Here is a 23886-nt window from a genome sequence, read left to right as displayed (position 1 = left end):
TACATTTGGTATAAACTTGGTATGATCAACTTATCCCAAATATGAAAAAAGCCTCGATTGAGGCTTTTTTTGTCTGTATTTCCAAAGAAAATAGAAGAGTAACGATCACTCTTCGTTTATTTCTGGGATCTCTAACCCACGTTCTTCCATTATTTGTCTAACTTCTAACGGAATACGCTCTGGGTTGTCTTTCCTTAAGTCTTCATCACTGGGAAGTGGCTGACCTGTGAAAGCATGTAAAAACGCCTCACACAGTAGCTCACTGTTTGTGGCATGACGTAAGTTATTCACTTGACGACGTGTACGCTCATCAGTTAGCACTTTGAGTACATTCAGAGGTATGCTCACCGTGATCTTTTTTACTTGCTCTGCTTTTTTACCGTGTTCTGCATATGGGTGAATATACTCACCATTCCATTTTGCCATAATTGTGTACTTGCCTCAGTTACATCAATGCCAATATGACTGGGTTCTGATCTATTTTATTCAACTAAACCAGTAACACAGGGAAATCTTTACTGATAAAAGATAACACCTGATCTCGAACAGTTGAATAAACTAATCCGCTATAGCGAGATCAATGAATCTCTGCCATAGTTTTCAATAACTCAGTCGTATTAGCAACGCCTTAGAGTGGCGAAATTTTATCGGTTTAAAAAAGATAGTCAAATACTAGTTATTTAGCCATTTAGCGGTATAAATGTTTTGACTTCTACTTTCTCTTGCTCTAACCTTTTAGACGTCTAAACATCCAACTATCTAGGTGACCCTATGAGTCAAAGTAACAAATCGACGGTTGCAGTACGTCATGGCATAGAAGCAGATAAAGCACATGGTGCTGTAGTGCCGCCTCTTTACCTTTCGACGACCTATTCTTTTGCCGATTTTGATACCAAGCGCGACTATGATTACGGCCGCAGTGGTAACTTTAATCGTGATGTGCTTGCAGAAGCGCTGACCGAACTTGAAGGGGGTAAGCGTGGCATCATTACCGCAACCGGTATGGCGGCGGTTCACCTAGTTACTCAACTTTTAAACCATGATGATACGCTGGTGATCCCACATGATTGCTACGGTGGTAGTTACCGCTTATTTACCTCATTGGCAAAGCGTGGTTTGCTCAAGCTGGTGGTATTAGATTTAACTCAACCACAAAGTCTAGCAAAACTTGAGGAAATCCAACCTAAACTGGTTTGGATAGAAACCCCAAGCAACCCCATTTTACGGTTAACTGATATCGAAGCCGTTGTAACAGCCGCTCATGCTGTGGGCGCGTTGGTCGCAGCCGATAACACTTTCTTATCACCAGCACTGCAAAACCCTATCGCCTTCGGTGTTGATATTGTCGTACATTCAACAACCAAATACATTAATGGTCACTCTGATGTGGTGGGCGGTGCGGTGATAGCGCGGACACAAGAGTTAGGGGATGAGTTAGCTTGGTGGGCAAATAATATTGGTATCACCGGCGCGCCTTTTGACAGTTATTTGACATTGCGCGGTTTGCGTACATTAAAAGTGCGTCTGCGCCAACACCAAGAAAACGCGCAATTAATTGCACAATATCTAGAGCAATCACCTTATGTTAGTCAAGTGTACTATCCTGGTCTTGAATCACACCCGCAGCATGAGCTTGCGAAAAAGCAGCAGCTAGGCTTTGGTGGCATGGTAAGTTTTGATATTAAAGGCAATTTACAAACCTCTGCGAAATTCTTAACGTCGTTAAAGCAGTTCTCTTTGGCTGAGTCATTAGGTGGGGTAGAAAGTTTGATCTGCCATCCAGCGACAATGACACATGCTGGTATGGAGCCGCAGGCAAGATTAGAAGCTGGGGTAGGCGATACACTGATCCGTATCTCCGTTGGAATTGAAGACGTACAAGATTTAATCGCAGATCTTGAATCTGGATTTGCGTGTATTGATGAAAATCAGGCGACTGATGATGCTAAGTCATTCAAGCTAACGCCTGCACATACAGTAGCGTTGTGGTGAGTAAATGGCAAAAGTAGTACATAAGTTTGGTGGTTCAAGTTTAAGCTCTGCAGAGCGCTATCAGGCCGTTGCTAAGATAGTATTAGAACAGTGTCAGCCAGGTGACAGCGTGGTGGTTTCTGCCGCAGGTAAAACAACCAACACTTTGGTGAAGCTTTGGCAGAGTTTTGAGCAGCAAGATGCCCGTGCCTTTAACGATGTCTTGTTACAAGTAGAAAACCATCAGCGTGAATTAATAGATGCGCTGTTTAGCGGTGATCTACACGCTGTTTTGCTCAAGCAGCTTGTTAATGAGTTACAGGCCATTGCGCAAGGACGTGAAGCACGCACACTTCACTATGCCAGCCTATTGGCACATGGGGAGTTGTGGTCGGCTCGTATACTAGCTAATTACTTAAGCTCGCAAGGTATTGAAGCAAAGGACATTGATGCTAGAAAGTTATTTGTCCAACAGGACGGCGTATTACTGCATGCTCTGAATAAAGAGGCGTGCTATAACACGATTGGTGACAACGCTATCCATATTGTAACGGGTTTTATCGCAGCTAACAGCCAAGGTGAAACTGTGACTCTAGGCCGAAATGGTAGCGATTACAGCGCCACCTTATTGGCAAATTACATTGATGCTGCACAAGTGTCGATTTGGACGGATACAACTGGCGTTTTTAGTACCGATCCACGCAAAGTAGTCAATGCTATTAAGTACACTAAAGTATGCCGAGGTCAGGCTGAGTTATTGGCGCGTCTTGGTAATCCAGTATTGCATGCCAAAACACTTTCACCACTGAAAGATACCGATATTAAACTACAAGTACGAAGCAGCTTTGATCCCGAAGCGCTGGGCACTGAGATTGTCAAAGCGGGATACAGCAAAGAGAAGCGCTTTATCACGACCTTTGGACAGCTTGATTTACTGCGAGTTGAAAAACTAAATAATGGTGAAGTAAAGCAGTTGAGTCAACGGATCCAGCATAGTATCCATCATTTTATTAAAGGTGGAGAAGCACATCTATTGGTGCCATCTGAGTATAGTCATGTGGTTATTAACGCATTAGATTCTCGTGCCAATATTATCGAGTCTCAAGTTCAGGGGTTTGCGATTGTCGCACCAAGTCAAGATATTGCAGGATTGCATCAACAAGCGCTAGAGCTTCTAGATGATAACGCAATTGTGACTCGTTTTGTTTTGCAAGCACCTCACTATAGCTTGGTTTTAACCGATCAATCTATTGATAGTGATTTGCTCGCCATATTACATGAGCGTCTGGTCAACAAAGGCAGAGAGCTTGCTGTGATTGTTGCAGGTGTTGGTAATGTTGGGGAAGTGTTTATTGAGCAGTGCAAACAGCAGGTTGGTAAACTGAGTGAACACTTCGATCTCAAGCTGGTGGGTCTACTGCGCTCCAAGCAAATGCTGTTTTGTCCAAGTGGGCTCAATCTTGATTTATGGCAGCAGCAATGGCAAAACGAAGCCATAGAGTACAATGAAACTGAGTTATTTACTCGTATCAACGAGTTAGATTACGAGCATAAGGTGATTGTTGATATCACTGCGAGTGAAGGCTTCAGTGAGCTATATCCTAAGTTTATAGAACACGACTGCCACTTGATCAGCGCGAATAAATACGCAGGTACAGCCAAACAAAGTTGGTACTCGCAGTTACGCCAGCAGTTGCAAGAGCGTAACTTACTATGGCGTTACAATACCAGTGTTGGGGCTGGACTACCGATTAATTTTGCTTTAGCGGATCTACAAAATAGCGGCGATGAAGTTGTGAAAATTGAGGGGGTCTTCTCTGGTACTTTATCTTGGTTATGCAGTCGTTATGATGGTACTAAGGCCTTCTCTGAGTTAGTACTGGAAGCGCAAGCGCTTGGCTTTACGGAACCTGATCCGCGAGAAGATCTATCGGGCCGTGATATGCAGCGTAAGCTACTGATCTTGGCCAGAGAGCTAGGAGTTGAGTTAGAGCTTGATGATATTGAGTTGGAAGCACTCATGCCATCCTCACTGAGTGCAGGTTCATGGCAACGGTTTTTGGAGAACCGCCAGCAGCTTGATGATTTTTATGCGGCACATTACGCACAAGCCAGCGCCAACGATGCAGCGCTGCGTTACACCGGTGCGCTTGAAATTGCGAGCAATGGCAAAGTGTCTGCAAAAGTTGGCATTGCACAAGTACCAAATGGTTCAGCGATTGCAAACTTAACGCCTGGCGATAATATTTTTGTGATCCATACTAAATGGTACGAACAAAACCCATTGGTGATCCAAGGGCCCGGTGCTGGGAAAGAAGTTACAGCCGCTGGGATCCACTCTGATTTATTCTGGCTGACCCAAAACCTGAATTCAAAATAATACCAATTGATATAACGCCGATATCACATCATCTGTGATGAAGGCCAAAAAAGCCGATACATGTATCGCTTTTTTGGTTTAAAACAATTCTTCTGGGCTTGGAAGCGGCGCGGTATCGTCAAAGGGTGTGCCGCTATTGGTATCTAGCACATATTTGCTCGGCGCCGTACCTTGCTCAAAGTATTCAAACCGCGAGGTATGATCGTTCTTACGAGACAACAGCCCGGTTTTTAAATCAATCCTAGTTGATATTAAGCCAGGGGGCGGTTCAATAGGGGCTAGTGGCTCGTCTTTGAGCGCTTCACGCATAAAGTCTATCCAGGCTGGCTGAGCCGAGATAGCACCAGCCTCGGCACCGACTAGTTGGTTTCTACCTAGGTTGGCATTATACGCTGCACGGCCTAACGATTTACTAGCATCATCAAAGCCTACCCAAACGGTTGTCAGCACATTGCGATTAAAACCGGTGAACCAGGTATCAACAGAGTCATTAGTAGTACCAGTTTTACCAGCAAGATCGCGACGTTTTAACCATTGACCACGCCAACCTGTGCCACTCCAGCCGGTATCATGTTTCCAGCTTCCACCACCCCAAATCGCGCTATGCAGAGCATCGGCAATCAAAAAGGCATTTTGCTCAGAAATTATTTGCGGGGCACAGCGTTCTGGCCGCTCTTCTTGTTGCTGCTCATCGCAAACGATCAGTGGCTCAGCTGCACCCAATTCATTACCAAACGAGTCGGTAATTTTATCGATAAAGTAAGGTTCGATAAGATGTCCGCCATTGGCAAAAGTAGCCATACCTCGGGCCATTTCTATTGGTGTTAACGCAGCACTCCCGAGTGCTAAAGATTCACTGCGATTAATGTCGGCATCTTGGAACCCAAACTTCAGAAGGTGATCTGCGGCTTTATCTATTCCAACTCCTTTAATCAGGCGCACCGATACCACGTTTTTCGATTGTGCTAAGGCAGACGAATGCGGATTGGACCATTGTAAACTTCTGGACTATTTTTTGGACGCCAAGCCACGCCAACGCTTCTGTCCCAGTGGTTAATTGGCGCATCGTTAATGATTGTGGCAAGGGTGTAGCCATTTTCAAGTGCAGATGAGTAGATAAACGGTTTAATGTTAGAGCCTACTTGACGTTTAGCTTGTGTTGCACGGTTGTATTGACTCAACTCAAAGCTATAGCCTCCAACAATGGCCTTAACTCGACCATCTTGGGGATCGAGAGAAACCAACGCACTAGCCGCTTGCGGTAACTGGCTTAGCATCCAGCCATTCGTTTGTTTGCGAACAAATACCTGCATGCCCGGTGCCAGAATATCAGCGGTGGTCTTCGGTGGTAAGCTTTGTCGTCTTTCGCTAATGTATTGTCGTGCCCAGCTCAGGCCTGGCCATTGCACGGTAATTTGCTCGCCACTTTTGAGCAAAAGTCCGGCACTTTGCTTCGCAATACTTAATACGACAGCCGCTTTTAATGGGCCAATCTCATTGACTTTGTCTAGGCGACTTAATATTCCCTCATGAGTCAACGGAGATTCACTTTCTGCATCCCAGTAGGTGGCTTCTGGGCCTCTAAAGCCGTGGCGCATATCATATGCATGAAGATTATCTACTAGGGCATGTTGAGCGGCGAGTTGTATCTGTGATTCAACGCTGGTGTAGACTTTCATGCCTGAATTATAGGCCTTATCTGTGCCATAACGCTCAACCATATAAGCGCGAACCATTTCAGAAATATAAGGGGCATACAGCTCAATTTCAGCACCATGAAACTTTGCAGTAATAGGCGCTTGAGTGGCCTCATTATATTCTGATTGAGTAATGTATTTTTCTGCCAGCATTCGGCCGAGCACAACATTTCGGCGATGCTTAGCTCGCTCTGGATTGCGGATTGGGTTTAGCGCAGAAGGTGCTTTTGGCAGCCCTGCTATCATTGCCATCTCAGGTAAAGTTAATTCTGAGAGCGAGCGACCATAATATACCTGCGCTGCTGCACCAATACCGAACGCACGATTACCCAGCTCAATTTTATTCAAATAAAGCTCAAAAATTTCATCTTTCGTTAATAGCTGCTCAATATGCAACGCAATAAAGATTTCTTTGACTTTACGAATATAGGCTTTCTCTCGTGTTAAGAAAAAGTTTCTGGCAAGTTGCATGGTAAGCGTACTTGCTCCTTGTTTCTTTTCACCAGTGGTGATGAGCACGAGCGCTGAGCGAACAATCCCGATGGGGTCTATGCCAAAGTGGTCATAAAAGCGATTATCTTCTGTGGCTAAAAAAGCCTTTCGCATGGGGACTGGTACATCTTGCAAACGCACTGGGATCCGACGTTTCTCACCAAATTGATTGATGAGTTTTCCATCCCGAGTAAAGACTTGCATAGGAGTTTGTAATTGAACATCTTTCAAAACCTCTACACTTGGTATGTCAGATTTGACATAATAATAAAGGCTGATAAGTGTCAATACGCCTAAAAGGGTACAAACAACAGCGAATTGTAAAAATCTTTTCAATAATTTCACGGAATTATCCCTAGTTAGACTCCCAATTACAGGTAGACACTGCTAGTATATCTTGATTAAAAAACGATTAATATTTTTGTGTGCTAAATTTTTATAGTATACAGACTGAAAAGGAAACGAGCGCTTCACATGCTGAGCCAACTACTAAAAAAACAAGCACCTCTGATGATAGGGATCGACATCGGTTCTCATTGTGTCAAAGCTGTGTTGTTGTCAAAGACAAGTTCCAGCTACCGTGTTGAAGCCGTTGCGATTGAGCCTATACCTAAGGGTGCAGTAAATGAAAGGGCCATTCAAGACATTGAAGCGATCGGCAACGCGATAACTAAAATGAAGCGGCGCATGCCAAAACTCACGCAGTATGCTGCAGTTGCCGTATCCGGTCAGACCGTGATTACCAAAGTGATCTTTATGGATGTGTCATTAACGGATGCTGAACTTGAGTCTCAAATCGCCATAGAAGCAGATAGCTTAATCCCTTACCCATTAGATGAAGTCAGCTTAGATTTTGAGAAAATCGGAGTCAATGAAGCAGACCCGTCTAAAGTGAATGTGTTGTTATCTGCTGCTCGAACAGAAAGTGTCCAAGCTCGTGTTGGGGCATTAGAAGAGGCTGGCTACAAAACCAAAGTAGTTGATGTTGAAAACTATGCGCTGAGTCGCGCTATGGATGTAATTTATCCAGAACTACCGAATGACGCCTTCGACAAGATTGTCGCCATGATTGATATTGGTGCAGTGCTAATGTTGGTGAGCGTTATTCAATCGGGCAAAACCATCTACACTCGAGATCAGGTTTTCGGTGGTGAGCAATACACCAATAGTATCGTGGCTTACTACAATAAAACCTACGATGAAGCTGAACTGGCTAAAACTACTGGCGATCTGCCACCTAATTACACATTTGAAGTGTTAGCCCCCTTCCAAACCTCAATGCTGCAACAGATACGCCGAGCGGTGCAAATGTTTATGACCACCAGTGGCAAAGATCATATTGACTATATTGTGTTAACCGGTGGCACAGCGTTGGTTGAAGGATTAGACAAACTGCTGATTGATGAACTTGGGATCCATACCATCGTTGCTGATCCTTTTAACGAAATGGAAATTGCCCCTAAAGTTGATAGACATGTATTGCAAAAACATAAAGCGCAATTTGCACTAGCAACTGGATTGGCATTAAGGAGTTTTTCATCATGCCACATATAAATTTGCTGCCATGGCGAGAACAGCAACGACAAGCCTCACAACAGATTTTCTTATCCATCATTGCCGTTATTATTGGAACCTGCCTATTGCTTATGTATCTTGTGGGAAGCTTTTATGATGGTTTAAAAACGGGGCAGGAAATTAAAAATCGTTATCTAGACAGTGAAATTGCGTTACTCGATTCTCGCATTGTGGAAATTAATGATTTAAATAAACAAAAAGAAAATTTGCAGCGTCGTATTAGACTGATTGAAGAACTACAATTAAACCGCAGTTTGGGAACGCAAATTATCGATGAAATCGCCAGAGTGGTCCCCGCGGGTATTTACCTTACTAGCCTTGAGCGCAAAGATGACATGATCAAAGTCATTGGCCGCAGCGAATCAAACAACCGATTATCGCAAATGCTCAGGCAGGTTGAATCATCATACTTACTAGAACGCCCAGTGATCCAAGGGATAGTTGCAGGTGAACAAAGTTCGCAAATACTGAGTGACTTTACCATGCATTTTTACGTTAAGTCTCATGAAGACATTAACTTAGCCGATAAAGCAAAGTAGCGTGGAGGCATAGGTAGATGAACTTTGACTTAAATAGTTTAAAAGAAATAGATTGGAATGAGCTTGAACTTGACAACATAGGCCACTGGCCGTTTCCTGTAAAAGTTTTATGTACAGTATTGGTTGTTATCTTAATGATGATTTTGGGTTACAACCTGATGGTATCGAGTTCTATAGACCGCTATGAGAAAGCGGTGAAAAAAGAACAAGAACTAAGAACCAGTTATCGAATTAAGTATGCAAGAGCGAATAACTTAGAATTATACAAGCAGCAAATGATCGACATGGAAGCCCAATTTACTGAGCTACTTAGGCGTTTACCTAGCTCAAATGAAACGCCAGGGCTACTTGATGATTTAACCTATGTGGGTACTTCAAGTGGACTAACGTTCTTGAAAATTGGTTGGATGCCAGAGGTTCGCAAAGAATTTTATACTGAGCTACCGATTAAATTAGAAGTGATTGGCAAGTATCATGAATTTGGGCAGTTTGTAAGCAAAGTGTCTGAACTGCCGCGGATTGTTAGCTTACATGACTTTAGAATTGAAAACGCGGGTAATGGTGAGCTTATTTTCAGTGTTGTTGCTAAAACGTATCGCTATGAGCAAGGAGGTCAGCAATGATCCGAGTTTTGCTTAGTGTGTGTGTTTTGCTTTTTGTTACTGGGTGCAATGATAGCACGGCAGAACAAAAGGAATTTATTGACCAAGTGAAGGCAAGCTCTATACCTAAAATTGAGCCAATTCCTGAGATGCAAAGTTACGAGCCGTTTAAATATAGCGCCTCACAGTTGCGCAGCCCATTTGTTGCGCCACAACCAGAAGTCATTGAAAATAAAATGGTACAAATTAAAAATTGTCTACATCCTGACCCCGACAGAAGCCGTTATCCATTAGAAAAGTTCCCCTTAGATAATTTAAGAATGAAGGGAATAATTGCAAAAGAAGGTGGTCGCTGGGCGCTTATTGAAGCGGCAACACAGGGGCTATATCGTATTCAGCGTGGTGAATATATGGGGCTGTACCATGGAAAAGTGCTCAGCGTACAAGCCGATCACTTAGAACTATTAGAATTAATCCCTGATGGAACGGGATGTTGGAAAGAAAGACGAACTAAAGTGGAAATGTTAGAAGCGGAACAAGGTGGCTCGAGTGAACACTAACAATAACGAAATAAATTCAACGAAAAACGGCACTCGAACGATTTGGAAATCTGTGCTTGGTGCGGCTTTTGTCGGCCTTTCATCGATTGCTCATGCTATTCCTATGCTGTATGACGTCCGTTATAACCCAGTCCCAACAGGGGAAACGCAACTACAACTGGTTTTTGATGAAAAGCTCAGCAGTGAGCCTAATGTTCGAGTGGTAGGCGAAAACTCCAGTCTGGAGCTGTTTTTCCCACAAGCTGAATATGAAGAAAGTTTAAAATCATTAGCTATTAATAAAGCGGGTATTAAAGGGATCACCAGTGAGCTCAGAGACGGTGGCTTTGCAGTCGCCATCAATATGGATGAACTAAAGCTCTATAAGACGGAAGTGAAAAACAACTTGGTTATTGTTGAAGTTTCCGATAAGCCGATTGTCTCAGAGCAGGATCAAAGCGAAAAGGTGACTGCTTTTATCAACCAAATTCAGGCGATTGATTTTCGCCGTGGTGAAAAAGGTGAAGCAAAGGTCTTAGCGTTTTTAGAGCATAATCAAGCCGCTATCGATGTACAAGAACGAGGTGGTAAAATCATTGCTGATTTTCACCATATTGATATTGCTGAAGATCTACTCTACGAACTTGATGTACTTGACTTTGGCACTGTGGTGTCGCGCATCGAGACTTTTAAAGAAGAAAACAAAAGCCGTATTGTGATAGAACCTAATGCGGCGTTTAAGTTTACTTACCAGCAGCTAGATAACATCTTCACCTTATCGGTTGAAAAGGATGAAGGTAATAAAACCTTTGGAGATAAAAAGGAATACAAAGGTCAACCAATCACATTGAACTTCCAAGATATTCCGATCCGCTCTGTGCTACAAATTATTGCTGATACCAACGGCTTCAACCTAGTCACCAGTGATACTGTCTCTGGTAACATAACGTTGCGCTTAGATGGCGTACCTTGGGACCAAGCTCTGGATGTGGTATTGCGAGTAAAGGGCCTAGATAAACGAATGGATGGTTCAATCTTAATGGTTGCGCCATCGGAAGAGTTGGCAGCCAGGGAAGCCAAAGAGTTACAAGCGCGTCAGCAGGTTGAAGAGCTTGAGCCTTTGTATAGCGAGTATATTCAACTTAACTACGCGAAAGCGGAAGAATTTGCAGACTTACTTAAAACCGACATTAACTCTATTATTAGTCACCGTGGCAGTGTGTCGGTAGATAAGCGCACCAATACCTTATTGATTAAAGATACCTCGCGCAGTATTGAGAGTGTTCGTCGTATGGTCGAAACACTAGATGTACCGGTAAAACAAGTACGTATCGAGTCACGTATGGTAACGGTAGACGACACCGTTCAAGAAGACCTTGGAGTACGCTGGGGCTTTAGTGATCAGCAGGGAAGTGACGCGATATCTGGCACGCTTGAAGGGGCTGATGCTTTATCTAACGGTAATATTCCTTCTTTAGAAAACCGCTTGAATGTTAATTTGGGGGTGAAGGGGGTGCCTGCTGGTAGTATCGGTATGCATATCGCCAAGCTTGCTGATGGTACGTTAATTGACCTCGAATTATCGGCACTGGAGCAGGAAAACAAAGGCGAAATCATTGCAACGCCAAGTATCACAACGGCGAATCAGAAAAAGGCGCGGATTGAGCAAGGTACAGAAATACCTTATGTCGAAGCGTCTTCCAGTGGTGCAACAACAGTCAGCTTTAAAAAAGCGGTGTTGAGCTTAGAAGTAACACCCCAAATCACACCTGATAATAAAATAATTCTCGACTTAGTGATTACACAGGACACCAAAGGTGATACCGTGCAGACGCCAAATGGCCCAGCGACTGCAATCAACACCCAACAGATCCAAACACAAGTACTGGTCGAAAATGGTCAAACCATCGTATTAGGTGGTATTTATCAGCAAGAAGTAAAAACAGCAGTAAGTAAGATCCCAATCTTGGGCGATATCCCGTATTTAGGTCTATTGTTTAAGAACTCTCGTGACATTAATGAGAAGCGAGAATTGCTGATATTTGTAACACCTAAGATCATTCAAGACAGTTTATAGGCCCGTAACAGTAAAAGTATTGCGCTTTTTGCGCGGTTTGACTTGAAATTGTTCACGGATTACTGAGATAATCCCCTCCTTAATTTTGGGGCCAGGTCGTTAGGCGGGGTTTTATTTCAAATTTTAGAGTTCGTTTGTACTAAAAAGATATGGCTGAGAAACGTAATATATTTCTAGTAGGCCCTATGGGGGCTGGTAAAAGCACGATTGGTCGTCACATTGCAGATCAATTACACCTTGAATTTTTCGACTCAGATCAAGAGATCGAGCGCCGTACCGGTGCGGATATTTCTTGGGTCTTTGATATCGAAGGCGAAGAGGGATTCCGCAAGCGTGAAGAGAGCGTCATCTCTGACCTAACTGAAATGCAAGGCATTGTGTTAGCGACAGGTGGCGGTTCAGTGATCAGCAAAGAAGTGCGCAATAAATTATCTGCGCGCGGTATTGTTGTTTACCTAGAAACGCCAATCGAAAAACAGGTAGCTCGTACTCAGCGTGATAAGCGTCGTCCATTACTACAAACGAGTGAAGATTCACGTGACGTACTAGAGCGCTTAGCCGATGAGCGTGAACCACTATATAGAGAAGTGGCCGATCACGTTGTTCGTACGGATGAGCAAAGCGCTAAAGTAGTTGCAAACCAAATTATTGAAAAATTAGATTTCTAATAACAACACCGAAGGAGGGGAGCCATGCTTGAATTAAAGGTTGATTTAAACGAGCGCAGCTATCCCATCTTTATTGGTGAACATCTCTTATCGGATGAAGGGCGACTGAAGCAGTATGTAGGGCAAAGTCGTCCTGTTATTATCACAAACACCACCATTGCACCTTTATATCTAGATACCCTTCTTGCTGTTTTTGATGCGCAAGCGCCTTTGCATTTTGTGATCCCCGACGGTGAGCAATATAAATCACTTGAGTGGTTTGAGAAAATTTCGGCGTTTTTGCTTGAGCATAACTGCGGCCGCGATACTTGTCTGATTGCGTTAGGTGGGGGAGTTGTAGGTGACCTTACTGGGTTTGTCGCTGCATGTTATCAGCGGGGTGTGCCGTTTATCCAAATCCCAACGACACTACTTTCACAAGTGGACTCGTCAGTAGGTGGGAAAACCGCAGTAAATCATCCTTTAGGTAAAAACATGATTGGCGCTTTTTATCAACCAAAAGCGGTTTTTATCGACACCAAAACTTTGGATACATTACCTGCTAGAGAGTTCGCTGCGGGGATGGCTGAAGTGATAAAATATGCGCTTATTTACGATGCCGCATTTTTAGATACGTTAGCTGAGTTACATTCAGAGCTTAGTACCTTGAATACCCAAAGTCTTCAGCAGGTGATTTATAAGTGCTGTGCGATTAAGGCTGAAATCGTTGCTAAAGATGAAACAGAAGCTGGGTTACGAGCACTATTAAACCTCGGACACACCTTTGGTCATGCCATTGAGGCCGAGATGGGCTATGGCAATTGGTTACATGGCGAAGCGGTTGCCGCTGGTATGATGATCGCTGCAAACCTAGCTTGTCAGCGTGGCGCGCTAAATGCTGATGAGGTTGAGAAGATCCGCGATGTTATTGCGTTGTATCAGTTACCTACTGAAGCGCCCAGCGAGATGACTGGTGAGCAGTTCTTAATGCACATGCGCAAAGATAAAAAGAACAAACAAGGTAAAATTCGTTTTATTCTGCCAACGCAATTAGGTCAATGTACGTTGGTTGATGATGTTAGCGATGAAACCGTGGTAACTCTAATAGGTCGTTAAATGCAGTCGCAAATTTTACCAAGCAGAGCTGCGTTGGTAGATAGAATTGCTATGCAATTCGACTATGGGCAGAACCTAATCACTTTAGTGGGCTCGTCTGGACTTGGCAAAAGTTACTTGGCTGAGTCGTTTCTTACCGACAAATATCCAGATTTTAATAAAGCTTTTGTGAAGCTGAGTGCAAATACGCAAGAACTTGATGTTGTGCGCCAGTTACTTGAACACAGTTTTCGCAGCCCGTTGATTGACCAAAAGCTGTCGCTTAGCGAAAACTTTATGTTGCTCCATGATGAGCAGCCGTGCGGTCCTTGTTTATGGGTGCTAGATAATGTGCGACATCTAACCCAAGAGCTTGCAGAGCAGCTACAAAAGCTGGCCAAGTCCTCGCGAGAAACCATTTATATTCTGGCCACCGCACAACAACCACAGCTACTTCCTGAAAGTTTAGATATACATATCGAGCCTTTGTCTCTACTTGAGAGTAAGCGCTTGATGAAGATGTTTTATAAAGACCTACCGCCCGATGAAGATCCGATTTTCAATACTTTTGTGACGGAAGCCCGTGGCAATCCCAGTGTTTTACTTTCTTGGCAACCTGAACAACAGCAACTTAATCTTCGTGATAAACAAGTCAACAAGCGGGTTAAATCGCAGTGGCAATGGTATGTTATTGCACTGTGCTTGGTACTCACATCACTAATGGTGGCGCTGGTGTACAAGCAGGAAATAACCCGGTACTGGCAATCAGAAGATGCTCAAGACGCGGTTGCGACCGCAATGGATGCACAATCGGTGTTTAAAGCACTTGATAAGGAAAGTGAACAAAGTGAGGGGGTCATGGCACAGCCAAGTGATGTACCTGTCGCTACGGCTAATCAAGATGAAGTGATTGAACGGGCACCGGTGGATAGTATTTTATCGGCACTGACTGAAGCTGATGAAGCTAGAGCGACTCAAGATAGCCCAGCATCTTTATCTGAACAAGTAGAAGAAATTTCGCAATCTAATTTTGAGCGTGATGATCAAGTAGCACTGACCACCGACGAGCCCGAGTCAAAAGATATCAATGTATTATCAGGTAATGCTTGGTATTTGAGCCGTTCAGATGAAGAGTGGGTGATCCAGTTACTTGCAGTGACTGAAAATGAGATAGCAAAGGACTTTATAGCACAACATAGTGCAGTGCCAATGCAACAATTTACGGTGTTAAGAAACAACCGAACTTGGTTTGTGGTTACCTCGGATGCCTATGAAAACCTCGCCTTGGCAAAACAAGCAAAAGCACAACTACCCGATACGTTGCAAAAGGGACAACCATTTTTTAAGAGAATGAGTAAAATTAAACAAGAAATCACTCAGTCTCTCGGTAATTAGCCACATTTAGTGTAAAATCGCGCAACCACTCACGACATAGAACGAGCATGCAACAAAAGACTAGAGCCTTCTTAAAATGGGCAGGCGGAAAATACAGCTTAGTAGAAGATATTTCTAAGCGCTTACAAGCAGCAAGTAATGAAGCCGATACGCTAGTTGAACCTTTTGTTGGTGCGGGATCTGTGTTCCTGAATACCCAGTTTAAGCATTATGTGCTCAATGACATAAACGCTGATCTCATTAATCTTTATAAAGAGCTTAAGCGCATTCCCGATGAATTTATTAGTGATGCAAAACGTTTATTTGTCGATCTGAATAATCATCCTGATGCTTACTATGCTTATCGTCAACAGTTTAATGAAAGCATTGACGTGTACGAGCGCGCGATCTTATTTTTGTATATGAATCGCCATGGTTACAATGGCTTGTGTCGCTATAATCTCAAAGGGATTTTTAACGTCCCGTTTGGTAAGTATAAGAAGCCTTATTTTCCTGAGCATGAACTTTACGTTTTTGCAGAAAAGGCGCAGCGAGCCACTTTTACCTGTCAGAGCTATAGTCAAGTATTTGAAACTGTACCAAACAACGCCGTGGTCTATTGTGACCCTCCGTATGTGCCGCTTAGCAAAACAGCCTCTTTTACCAGCTATGCAAAAGGTGGCTTTAACTTAGACGACCAAGCGCAACTTGCTAACCTTGCTGAGACAGCGGCCTTTGAAAAGCAAACGCCAGTGCTGATCTCAAACCACGATACGGTATGGACGCGAAAGATCTATAATCAAGCAAAGTTGGATGTTATTAAAGTGAAGCGCACCATTAGCCCCAAAGGCAACGGTCGTAATAAAGTTGACGAACTGATGGCGTTGTATCACAAGCCTAATACTGTGCTCAGTTGACTGTAATTACACACGCACTAGCACTACCACGGGTGTCAGCATGGTAGCCTGGTGTTCTACTCGGTTTACTGTTTACTGGCGGATAAACATCAGTGATTAAGCAAGCACTACGCCGTTCACAAACCATATTAAGCCCAACACAAAGGCGAGTACGAAAACTATGCCTGCAAATGCAAACGGCCAGAAGTGTTTTTTGTTGAAGTCGTATTCTTGTTTTTGCCCGCTCTGCACACCAAACATTGCTGCACAGACGCTTTGAACCACTGCGAATTTACTATTGGAGGAAGCCATAGTGTTTACCTCTTACTGGTTGAAAAACTCAACTAGTGTTAATAAGGAGATGAAACTTTACTACTGCTTTGATTGTCTTTAGAGCCAATTAATAGTTCAAGTAGATCTAAATAATGGAATTGACCACTTGAGCTTCCGCCTGTCAACCATGCAGCCCAACTGGTGTGTGCTTCACGTTGACACTCTACTGCACTTACTCGGCTGCTTAAATTACCTGAACTACAAGAACATGCAGAATAATTAGCGACAAAATCTTCATCGTTATCGAAAGAAAATACTCCTGCCGACACGGCTAACACCGCCCCAAGCAGAGCAATCCGTGCTTTATATCTAGAAACCATAACCCTATCCCCAGAAAATAGATATCGTTTAATGATACACAATGTTCGTTTATTGCACAATCTTAAAAGCGCTTAATTCGCAGACATTTTAGCTAATTTACGGTACAGTGTTGTCGTCTTACGTTTAGGGGAAAAGTATGTCTGATTTTTTAATTGCACCATCCATTCTATCGGCCGATTTTGCTAGGTTAGGTGAAGATGTTGAAAAGGTACTAGCAGCAGGTGCTGATGTGGTTCATTTCGATGTGATGGATAACCACTATGTGCCAAATTTAACCTTTGGTCCAATGATTTGTGATGCATTAAGGAATTACGGGATAACAGCGCCGATAGATGTACATTTGATGATCAAGCCGGTAGACAGCCTTATCCCTGAGTTTGCCAAAGCTGGTGCGAGTATCATCACTTTTCACCCAGAGGCGAGCGAACACATAGATCGCAGCTTGGCGCTAATTAAAGAGTCTGGTTGTAAAGCGGGGCTGGTATTTAATCCGGGTACGCCATTGCATTATCTTGACCACGTGATGGATAAAATTGATCAAATTTTATTGATGTCGGTAAACCCAGGTTTTGGTGGTCAAAGCTTTATCCCACATACTCTTGAGAAATTAAAGGAAGCGAGAGCTCGCATTGATGCATCAGGCCGTGATATTCGACTTGAAGTAGACGGTGGGATTAAAGTGGATAACATCGCAGAAGTTGCCGCTGCAGGCGCTGACATGTTTGTTGCTGGCTCAGCGATTTTTAATCAATCTGACTACAAAGCGGTTATAGACGCCATGCGTCTTGAGCTTGCAAAGGTAAAATAATGCGCTTCGACGGTATTTTATTTGATCTTGACGGTACGCTAGTCGATAGCGTTGAAGACATGTATATGGCGCTCAACTTAACTTTAAGTGAGTTTGCCCATCCTATTGTTAGCCATTCATTGGTGCGCGAATGGGTGGGTAATGGTATCGATATGCTGGTTAAACGAGGACTAAGTGGCAGTCACGAAGTAAGCGGGCAGTTATCCGATAGTTTGGCTGATAAAGCCATTGAGCGTTTTAAAATCCATTATGATGAGTTAGTTGGTCAGTATGCGGGGTTGTATCCTCATGTAGAAACTGGCTTGTCTGCTTTTGCAACAGTACCAAAAGCGATAGTGACCAATAAAAACCGCGCTTTTACGTTAAAGCTATTAGATAAACTCAGTCTTACTTCACATTTTGATTGCATTATCTGTGGAGATGACACCGATAAAAAGCCTTCTCCGGCTCCATTGCTGCTTGCCGCTGAGCGTCTCGGTATTGCAACCGACAAATTGATCATGGTTGGAGATTCTAAAAGCGATATTTTAGCAGCTCAGGGCGCCAACATACCTGTGATTGCTGTAAATTATGGGTATAATCAGGGATTCGACCTGAAAGAATTCAATCCACAGTACCTTTGTGATGGATTCTTAGATATTATTCCCATTATCAATCAACGTTAATTTAATGAAGAAATAAAGGAACGACATGAGTAAACCTGTAGTATTAAGTGGTATTCAGCCAACCGGTGGTATGACAATAGGCAATTACGTGGGTGCCATTAACCAGTGGCTTAAACTACAAAATGATCATGATTGTTACTTTATGCTGGTTGATTTGCATGCCATTACGGTTCGTCAAGAGCCAGAGCAATTGCGTCAGCGCGTACTAGATGGTGTTGCACTTTACACCGCTTGCGGTATTGATCCTGATAAATCGGCGTTGTTTGTACAATCACAGGTTCCCGAGCATGCACAGCTTGGTTGGGTATTAAACTGTTATGCGCAAATGGGCGAGTTAAACCGTATGACTCAGTTTAAAGATAAGTCTGCGAAACATTCAAATAACGTAAACGTGGGTCTATTTGCTTACCCAGTGCTTCAGGCCGCAGACATTTTACTGTATCAAGCAGATCAAGTACCTGTGGGTGAAGATCAAAAGCAGCACCTAGAGTTGACCCGTGATATCGCAACGCGTTTTAATAATCTTTACGGTGACGTGTTTAAGGTGCCTGAACCTTATATTCCGGAGTTTGGTGCACGTGTAATGAGTTTACAAGATCCAAGCAAAAAGATGTCAAAGTCGGATGAAAATCCAAATGGCTTTGTTATGCTGTTGGACGAGCCGAAAAAGATCGAAAAGAAACTGAAAAAAGCAGTAACAGACTCAGATGAGCAAGCACGTATTTATTTTGATCGTACCGAGAAGCCAGGTGTTTCTAACTTGTTGACGTTACTAAGTGTTGCAACTAAACGTTCAATTGAAGACTTAGTGCCTGAATACGAAGATAAAATGTATGGACACTTGAAAAAAGATACGGCCGAAGCGGTAGTAAACATGCTAGAGCCTATCCAAGCGCGCTTCAAAGAAATTCGTGAAGACCAAACGTTGCTCGACGAGATCATGCGTAAAGGTGCAGAAAAGGCGGGAGCTCGTGCCGAGCAAACCTTGAAAGCTGTATATGATGCGGTAGGCTTTATTCCTCGCGCTTAATTCTAGCGCTAAAAAAAGGCACCAATTATGGTGTCTTTTTTTGTGTTTGTTATACCAATTTACTCCCTCAAATTGAGCTGGTATTAATGTGGATTGGTATTACTTACCAGTGCAACGAAAATTCCTCCCTTTTTTACTTCGTGGTAAAATGGTGTGTTCGACACAAACTTTACTCTAGTGGTAAATATATTCCTTGGGTTTTTAGTGGTAACTCTACATGCTGTTAATGATTGATAACTATGATTCTTTTACGTATAACTTGGTGCAATACTTCCAACGCTTGGACGTGGAAGTTGTGGTTAAACGTAATGATGAAGTGAGTATTGCGCAGATTAAGCAGCTAAACCCGAAGTATCTGGTACTGTCACCGGGGCCGTGTAGTCCTAACGAAGCTGGGATCTCATTAGAAGTTGTCAAACAACTACAAGGACAACTCCCAATCTTGGGAATTTGCCTTGGTCATCAGACAATAGCCCAAGCATTGGGCGGCAAAGTTATCCGCGCAAAACAGGTAATGCACGGGAAGACATCTTGGGTACATCACAATAACAAAGGTGCGTTTAACGGGCTGCCCTCGTCTTATGAAGTCTGCCGTTATCATTCATTGGTTGTTGAACAAAACGGGTTACCAGATGAACTCGAAGTGACCGCTTGGACTCAAACGCAAACCAATGAACTAGATGAAATCATGGGGATAATTTCCCCACAAAGGGCGCTGGAAGGGATACAGTTTCACCCAGAGGCGATATTGACAGAGCATGGTCTTGCATTACTTGATAACTTTATAAAACGCTTCTAAAGTTTAAACAAAACCAGCAAAGGTTTATCGCTGTGTAATAAATTCATATTTTCTATATTTTTGTTAGATATGTTTGAGTAACAGGTAGCTTTTTGATTTTATTATGTACAATATCAAACCTTAGTGTTGCCTTTACTGGTATAATGTTCGTCAATAACACTGTCTGTTGAGTGCCAAACTCACCGTTTTTCCTTTAGATAAGTAGCATGCATGACGCAAGAAAATAAGCAAACTAGAATGGCACAGGCGCTTTCAGAGCGTGCCCATGATCTTCTTATCAGCCTTAACTTTGCGCAACAGCAAATAGGCTATATCCATACGTTTGATATTAGCTATGGAGAGAATATCGCGCAGCGAACCATGCTTGAAGTAGAAATAGCTGCAGCTGCCAAACGTCATGAGAGTAGTACAAGTCACCATAAGTATATCGCCAAAGCGAGTAAGCACTTACACTCGGTGATAGAGGATGCGATCGCCAAACAATTAAATGATCTTGATAACATTTATCATGAAGTTATTGGGATCCAAGACTCTGTGCCTGCCATATTGGATATTCTTGCGGTGCGCTCGGCCTCCGTTGGACGATTAGAACCTTTGGTCAATGACCTCAGTTGGCTAGGCCGAGAACTGGTTTCTTTGGTTAACTTACCTCAATATCGCAAGAAAAACAGTAAAGGCACGTCGATAAAGGTGGATACACCGGCTTTAGCGCTGAGATACCTTGGCTTAGAAAACCTTCAGATGGTTATTCCGACAATGGCCATGAGACACTGGATGCCCCATGCAACCGAGCCGTTTGGGCTGATGAAGCGCAAAATGCGGGAACTAAGCATGAGTACGGCAATTGCGGCCAAAGAGCTGGCGCCTTTCTTTGGGGTAAAAGAACAACATGCGTTTACTTTGGGCATGTTACTTGAGCTTGGTAAAATAGCACTAGTGAGGCTGTACTTACGTACCTTTGAGAAGGTATGGCAGGCCAAAGTGCAGATTGCGCGTGATAAAAAGCAAAAAGACTTACACACTGCATTAATGGAGCTATCACCCGATCCATTATTTTTGCGTAACTTACTCATAGAGCATTCTGCTGATATCACTCGTAAATTAATTGAGAAAATGGAGCTTCGCTACTTGCCTTTTAACGCGGTGATGGAGGAGTATACGCAAACTTATCTACCAAATTCGCATAAAACAATAGCCGATCCACTGCCGCTCACTCAAGTGATGCAAAAAGCTTATGGTTATGCGCAAATGCTTGTTTTAAAAGACAGCCAGCTTATTGAAGATGATGAAACCGAAATTCTACTCAGTCATCTGGGGCTAAGCGAAGAAATGCGTCAGCAATTGGCGAAATGTGCATTCCATAACCTTCAGTTGACGATTTTGTAAAAAAAACTAAAATTTTTTTTGCGACTATTCATTCAATACCTAATATCAAAGGATCAGTGCAAGGCAGCATCGTGCTTGCTTTGCCCTGAATATCTGCCCTAAATAGTTATTCACTTGAGCTGAGAATATATGTTAAACCCTTGAATACTAAGGGCTGAGAACATGGTATATGTGAGACAAATGGCGCTTTTTCTGGAATAATGAGCGTATGAATTTTGTGCCATCAAGGGGCGGGTCAAAATACATAGCACCGAACTGGTGTGAATAAATATCCTCTCATGTGGCGGCAGTACGCCGACTCTCAAAAGGGACTGACTCCTTGTTGCACTTTCACTCACCAAATATGAGGAAATAAAATGACTATCAATCGTGAATTGTTTGACGACGTAATGGTACCTAACTACGCACCTTCAGCGGTTATCCCTGTTAAAGGTGAAGGTTCTCGAGTATGGGATCAGGAAGGTCGTGAGTATATCGACTTTGCTGGTGGTATCGCAGTTAACTGTCTAGGTCATTGTCACCCTGCTTTGGTGGGCGCGTTAAAAGAGCAAGGCGAGAAAATTTGGCATCTATCTAACGTGATGACCAATGAGCCAGCATTACGTTTAGCGAAGAAATTAACAGACGCCACGTTTGCAGATAAAGTTTACTTTGCAAACTCAGGTGCAGAAGCGAACGAAGCAGCGCTTAAACTTGCACGTCGTTGGGCGCTAGATAAGTTTGGTGCTGAAAAATCACAAATCATCTCATTCAACAAAGGTTTCCACGGCCGTACTTTCTTTACGGTAACGGTAGGTGGTCAAACTGCTTATTCTGATGGTTTTGGTCCAAAGCCTGGTGATATTGTTCACACAGATTACAACGACTTAGCGGCCTTTGAAGCGCTTATCTCAGACAACACTTGTGCTGTAATGATGGAGCCACTGCAAGGTGAAGGCGGTATCATTTCACCAACTGCTGATTTTGTTAAAGGTGTACGTGAGCTGTGTGACAAACACAATGCACTGCTTATTTTTGATGAAGTACAAACCGGTGTTGGTCGTACTGGTGAGCTATACGCATACCAAGGTCTAGGAGTGACTCCAGACATTTTAACAACGGCTAAAGCGCTTGGCGGTGGTTTCCCTATCGGTGCGATGATCACAACAACTGAGATCGCAACACATCTTAAAGTGGGTACTCACGGTTCTACATACGGCGGTAACCCGTTGGCTTGTGCCGTTGCAGAAGCAGCGTTTGACACTGTAAACACAACAGAAGTACTTGATGGCGTAAAAGCAAAAGAGCAGCTGTTCCGTGAACTACTCAACGATATCAACGAAAAATACCACGTATTTACTGAAGTACGCGGTAAAGGTCTATTACTTGGTGGTGTCGTTACTGAAAAGTATGAAGGTAAAGCAAAAGAGTTCTTAGTTGAAGGTATCAAGCAAGGTGTGATGTCACTCGTTGCAGGGGCAAACGTTGTACGCTTTACTCCATCTCTAGTTATTCCAGAAGCTGACATCCGCGAAGGCATGGCACGCTTTGAAAAAGCGGTTGCTGCGGTAGTTGCTAACAACGCTTAATATTGGTTGCAAGGTCACCGTTTGGTGGCCTTGTTGTTATCCACATTTTTGAGGAGTAAGCGGGCTCATGATGATCCTTCGCCCAATCCAAGAAAGCGATTATCCAGCGCTTTTAAACATTGCTCATGAATCAGGTCACGGTTTTACCTCATTACCTGTTAACGAAGAGCTATTACAGAAGAAGATTGCACGCTCTGTTGCTTCATTTGGCAAGCAGGCAGACAAGCCTTTTGATGAAGGGTATTTATTCGTATTAGAAGACATCGAAACAGGCGAGGTGGTTGGTACTAGCGGTATCGAGGCAGCGGTTGGTCTAGATGATGCTTTTTATCATTATCATTTAAGTAAAGTGATCCATTCTTCACGTACACTCGATGTTTATAAAGCAGTGGATATTTTAACGCTCTGTAATGACTACACTGGCGCAACTGAGTTGTGTACTTTGTTTTTAAAAGATGGCTATCGCAAAGGCGCAAACGGTAAACTGCTATCTCGTTCTCGCTTTATGTTTATTAACCAACATCGCGAACGCTTTGCCGAAACTGTCATTGCAGAAATGCGTGGCGTATCTAACGATCAAGGTGAAAGCCCATTCTGGCAGTGGCTTGAAGAGCACTTCTTCTCGATGGATTTTCCAACGGCGGATTACCTCACGGGGATTGGCCAAAAAGTCTTCATCGCAGAGTTAATGCCAAAATACCCGATTTACGTCAATTTACTCAGTGAAGAAGCACAAGCGGTGATTGGTCAGGTACATGACAACACACGCCCCGCAATTGAATTGTTGAAAAGTGAAGGTTTCACGTTCAATGGCTATGTTGATATCTTCGACGCGGGTCCAACAGTAGAAGCTAAAGTTGGCAATATTCGCACCGTTCGCAACAGCGAAGTACGTACCGTGAAGATTGGCGAAAACAATGGCGGATTCCCTGTTATGGTTGCAAATGATAAACTAGTAGACTATCGCGCAGCCGTAATCGAGTTAGCATTGACTGATGGCAGTGAGGTAACCCTTGCGCCACATGTAGCAGCAGCGCTAAAAGTAGAAGAAGGCGACAAAGTCAGCCTAGTAAAGATTTAAGATTGGGAACA

At 43.3% G+C, this 23886-nt stretch carries 21 protein-coding genes and 1 pseudogene; 18 read left to right on the top strand and 4 right to left on the bottom strand.

Features of this window, described 5'->3' with window-relative positions:
* Positions 1-105: 105 nt before the first annotated feature.
* Positions 106-426: a met regulon transcriptional regulator MetJ gene (gene metJ, locus CEX98_RS01840; protein ID WP_010368921.1), complete on the bottom strand. Its 321-nt coding sequence runs from the start codon at positions 424-426 to the stop codon at positions 106-108.
* A 345-nt stretch (positions 427-771) separates the two neighbouring features.
* On the opposite strand from metJ, the gene metB reads away from it, so the two are divergent.
* Together metB and metL are read left to right on the top strand one after the other, a co-directional pair.
* The gene (gene metB, locus CEX98_RS01835) at positions 772-1992 is read left to right on the top strand and encodes a cystathionine gamma-synthase (protein WP_099640437.1); all 1221 of its coding nucleotides are present in this window, start codon (positions 772-774) and stop codon (positions 1990-1992) included.
* Positions 1993-1996: 4 nt separating this feature from the next.
* A complete protein-coding gene (gene metL / locus CEX98_RS01830; protein WP_099640436.1) occupies positions 1997-4351 on the top strand; it encodes a bifunctional aspartate kinase/homoserine dehydrogenase II in 2355 nt (784 codons plus the stop codon).
* A gap of 78 nt (positions 4352-4429) precedes the next feature.
* Here the strand turns inward: metL and CEX98_RS01825 are convergent.
* Positions 4430-6885: pseudogene (locus CEX98_RS01825) on the bottom strand (penicillin-binding protein 1A).
* 129 nt (positions 6886-7014) lie between these two features.
* Here CEX98_RS01825 and CEX98_RS01820 point away from each other — a divergent pair.
* The 9 genes from CEX98_RS01820 to CEX98_RS01780 all read left to right on the top strand — a co-directional run bounded on the left by CEX98_RS01820 (position 7015) and on the right by CEX98_RS01780 (position 15905).
* Positions 7015-8094 carry a pilus assembly protein PilM gene (locus CEX98_RS01820; protein ID WP_099640435.1) on the top strand — a complete coding sequence of 360 codons (1080 nt, stop codon included), beginning with the start codon at positions 7015-7017 and terminating at the stop codon, positions 8092-8094.
* Positions 8082-8654 carry a PilN domain-containing protein gene (locus CEX98_RS01815; RefSeq protein WP_099640434.1) on the top strand — a complete coding sequence of 191 codons (573 nt, stop codon included), beginning with the start codon at positions 8082-8084 and terminating at the stop codon, positions 8652-8654. Before CEX98_RS01820 ends, CEX98_RS01815 begins: the two co-directional genes overlap by 13 nt.
* Before the next feature lie 17 nt (positions 8655-8671).
* Positions 8672-9277, top strand: a complete 606-nt coding sequence (locus tag CEX98_RS01810) for a type 4a pilus biogenesis protein PilO (RefSeq protein WP_099640433.1) — start codon at positions 8672-8674, stop codon at positions 9275-9277.
* The gene (locus tag CEX98_RS01805; RefSeq protein ID WP_099640432.1) at positions 9274-9816 is read left to right on the top strand and encodes a pilus assembly protein PilP; all 543 of its coding nucleotides are present in this window, start codon (positions 9274-9276) and stop codon (positions 9814-9816) included. The genes CEX98_RS01810 and CEX98_RS01805 overlap by 4 nt, the downstream gene beginning before the upstream one ends.
* Positions 9806-11872, top strand: coding sequence for a type IV pilus secretin PilQ (locus CEX98_RS01800; protein ID WP_099640431.1), 2067 nt, complete (start codon positions 9806-9808; stop codon positions 11870-11872). Before CEX98_RS01805 ends, CEX98_RS01800 begins: the two co-directional genes overlap by 11 nt.
* A gap of 149 nt (positions 11873-12021) precedes the next feature.
* Entirely contained in the window at positions 12022-12540 is a 519-nt protein-coding gene (gene aroK / locus CEX98_RS01795) for a shikimate kinase AroK (protein ID WP_010607062.1), read from the top strand.
* Between the two features lie 24 nt (positions 12541-12564).
* A complete protein-coding gene (aroB, locus tag CEX98_RS01790; protein ID WP_099640430.1) occupies positions 12565-13635 on the top strand; it encodes a 3-dehydroquinate synthase in 1071 nt (356 codons plus the stop codon).
* A complete protein-coding gene (locus tag CEX98_RS01785; RefSeq protein WP_099640429.1) occupies positions 13636-15009 on the top strand; it encodes an AAA family ATPase in 1374 nt (457 codons plus the stop codon).
* A gap of 47 nt (positions 15010-15056) precedes the next feature.
* Entirely contained in the window at positions 15057-15905 is an 849-nt protein-coding gene (locus CEX98_RS01780; RefSeq protein ID WP_099640428.1) for a Dam family site-specific DNA-(adenine-N6)-methyltransferase, read from the top strand.
* Between the two features lie 96 nt (positions 15906-16001).
* Here the strand turns inward: CEX98_RS01780 and CEX98_RS01775 are convergent, their stop codons facing one another.
* Positions 16002-16196: a DUF2970 domain-containing protein gene (locus CEX98_RS01775; protein WP_099640427.1), complete on the bottom strand. Its 195-nt coding sequence runs from the start codon at positions 16194-16196 to the stop codon at positions 16002-16004.
* A 38-nt stretch (positions 16197-16234) separates the two neighbouring features.
* Complete coding sequence (locus CEX98_RS01770) at positions 16235-16537, bottom strand: hypothetical protein (protein WP_099640426.1); 303 nt, start codon at positions 16535-16537, stop codon at positions 16235-16237.
* A 137-nt stretch (positions 16538-16674) separates the two neighbouring features.
* Here CEX98_RS01770 and rpe point away from each other — a divergent pair, with 137 nt between their 5' ends.
* The 7 genes from rpe to astA all read left to right on the top strand — a co-directional run bounded on the left by rpe (position 16675) and on the right by astA (position 23875).
* Positions 16675-17346, top strand: a complete 672-nt coding sequence (gene rpe, locus CEX98_RS01765; RefSeq protein WP_099640425.1) for a ribulose-phosphate 3-epimerase — start codon at positions 16675-16677, stop codon at positions 17344-17346.
* Positions 17346-18011, top strand: coding sequence for an HAD-IA family hydrolase (locus CEX98_RS01760; protein WP_099640424.1), 666 nt, complete (start codon positions 17346-17348; stop codon positions 18009-18011). The genes rpe and CEX98_RS01760 overlap by 1 nt, the downstream gene beginning before the upstream one ends.
* A 25-nt stretch (positions 18012-18036) precedes the next feature.
* Positions 18037-19041, top strand: a complete 1005-nt coding sequence (gene trpS, locus CEX98_RS01755) for a tryptophan--tRNA ligase (RefSeq protein ID WP_099640423.1) — start codon at positions 18037-18039, stop codon at positions 19039-19041.
* 217 nt (positions 19042-19258) lie between these two features.
* Positions 19259-19840, top strand: a complete 582-nt coding sequence (locus tag CEX98_RS01750) for an anthranilate synthase component II (protein ID WP_099640422.1) — start codon at positions 19259-19261, stop codon at positions 19838-19840.
* Between the two features lie 210 nt (positions 19841-20050).
* Positions 20051-21226 carry an HDOD domain-containing protein gene (locus CEX98_RS01745; protein WP_099640421.1) on the top strand — a complete coding sequence of 392 codons (1176 nt, stop codon included), beginning with the start codon at positions 20051-20053 and terminating at the stop codon, positions 21224-21226.
* A gap of 356 nt (positions 21227-21582) precedes the next feature.
* Positions 21583-22794, top strand: coding sequence for an aspartate aminotransferase family protein (locus tag CEX98_RS01740; protein WP_099640420.1), 1212 nt, complete (start codon positions 21583-21585; stop codon positions 22792-22794).
* Positions 22795-22861: 67 nt separating this feature from the next.
* The gene (gene astA, locus CEX98_RS01735; RefSeq protein ID WP_099640419.1) at positions 22862-23875 is read left to right on the top strand and encodes an arginine N-succinyltransferase; all 1014 of its coding nucleotides are present in this window, start codon (positions 22862-22864) and stop codon (positions 23873-23875) included.
* Positions 23876-23886 lie beyond the last annotated feature (11 nt).

Origin of the sequence: Pseudoalteromonas piscicida (assembly GCF_002744175.1) — a bacterium.
GTDB lineage: Bacteria > Pseudomonadota > Gammaproteobacteria > Enterobacterales > Alteromonadaceae > Pseudoalteromonas > Pseudoalteromonas piscicida_B.
This window is presented reverse-complemented; position numbering and strand designations above follow the sequence as displayed.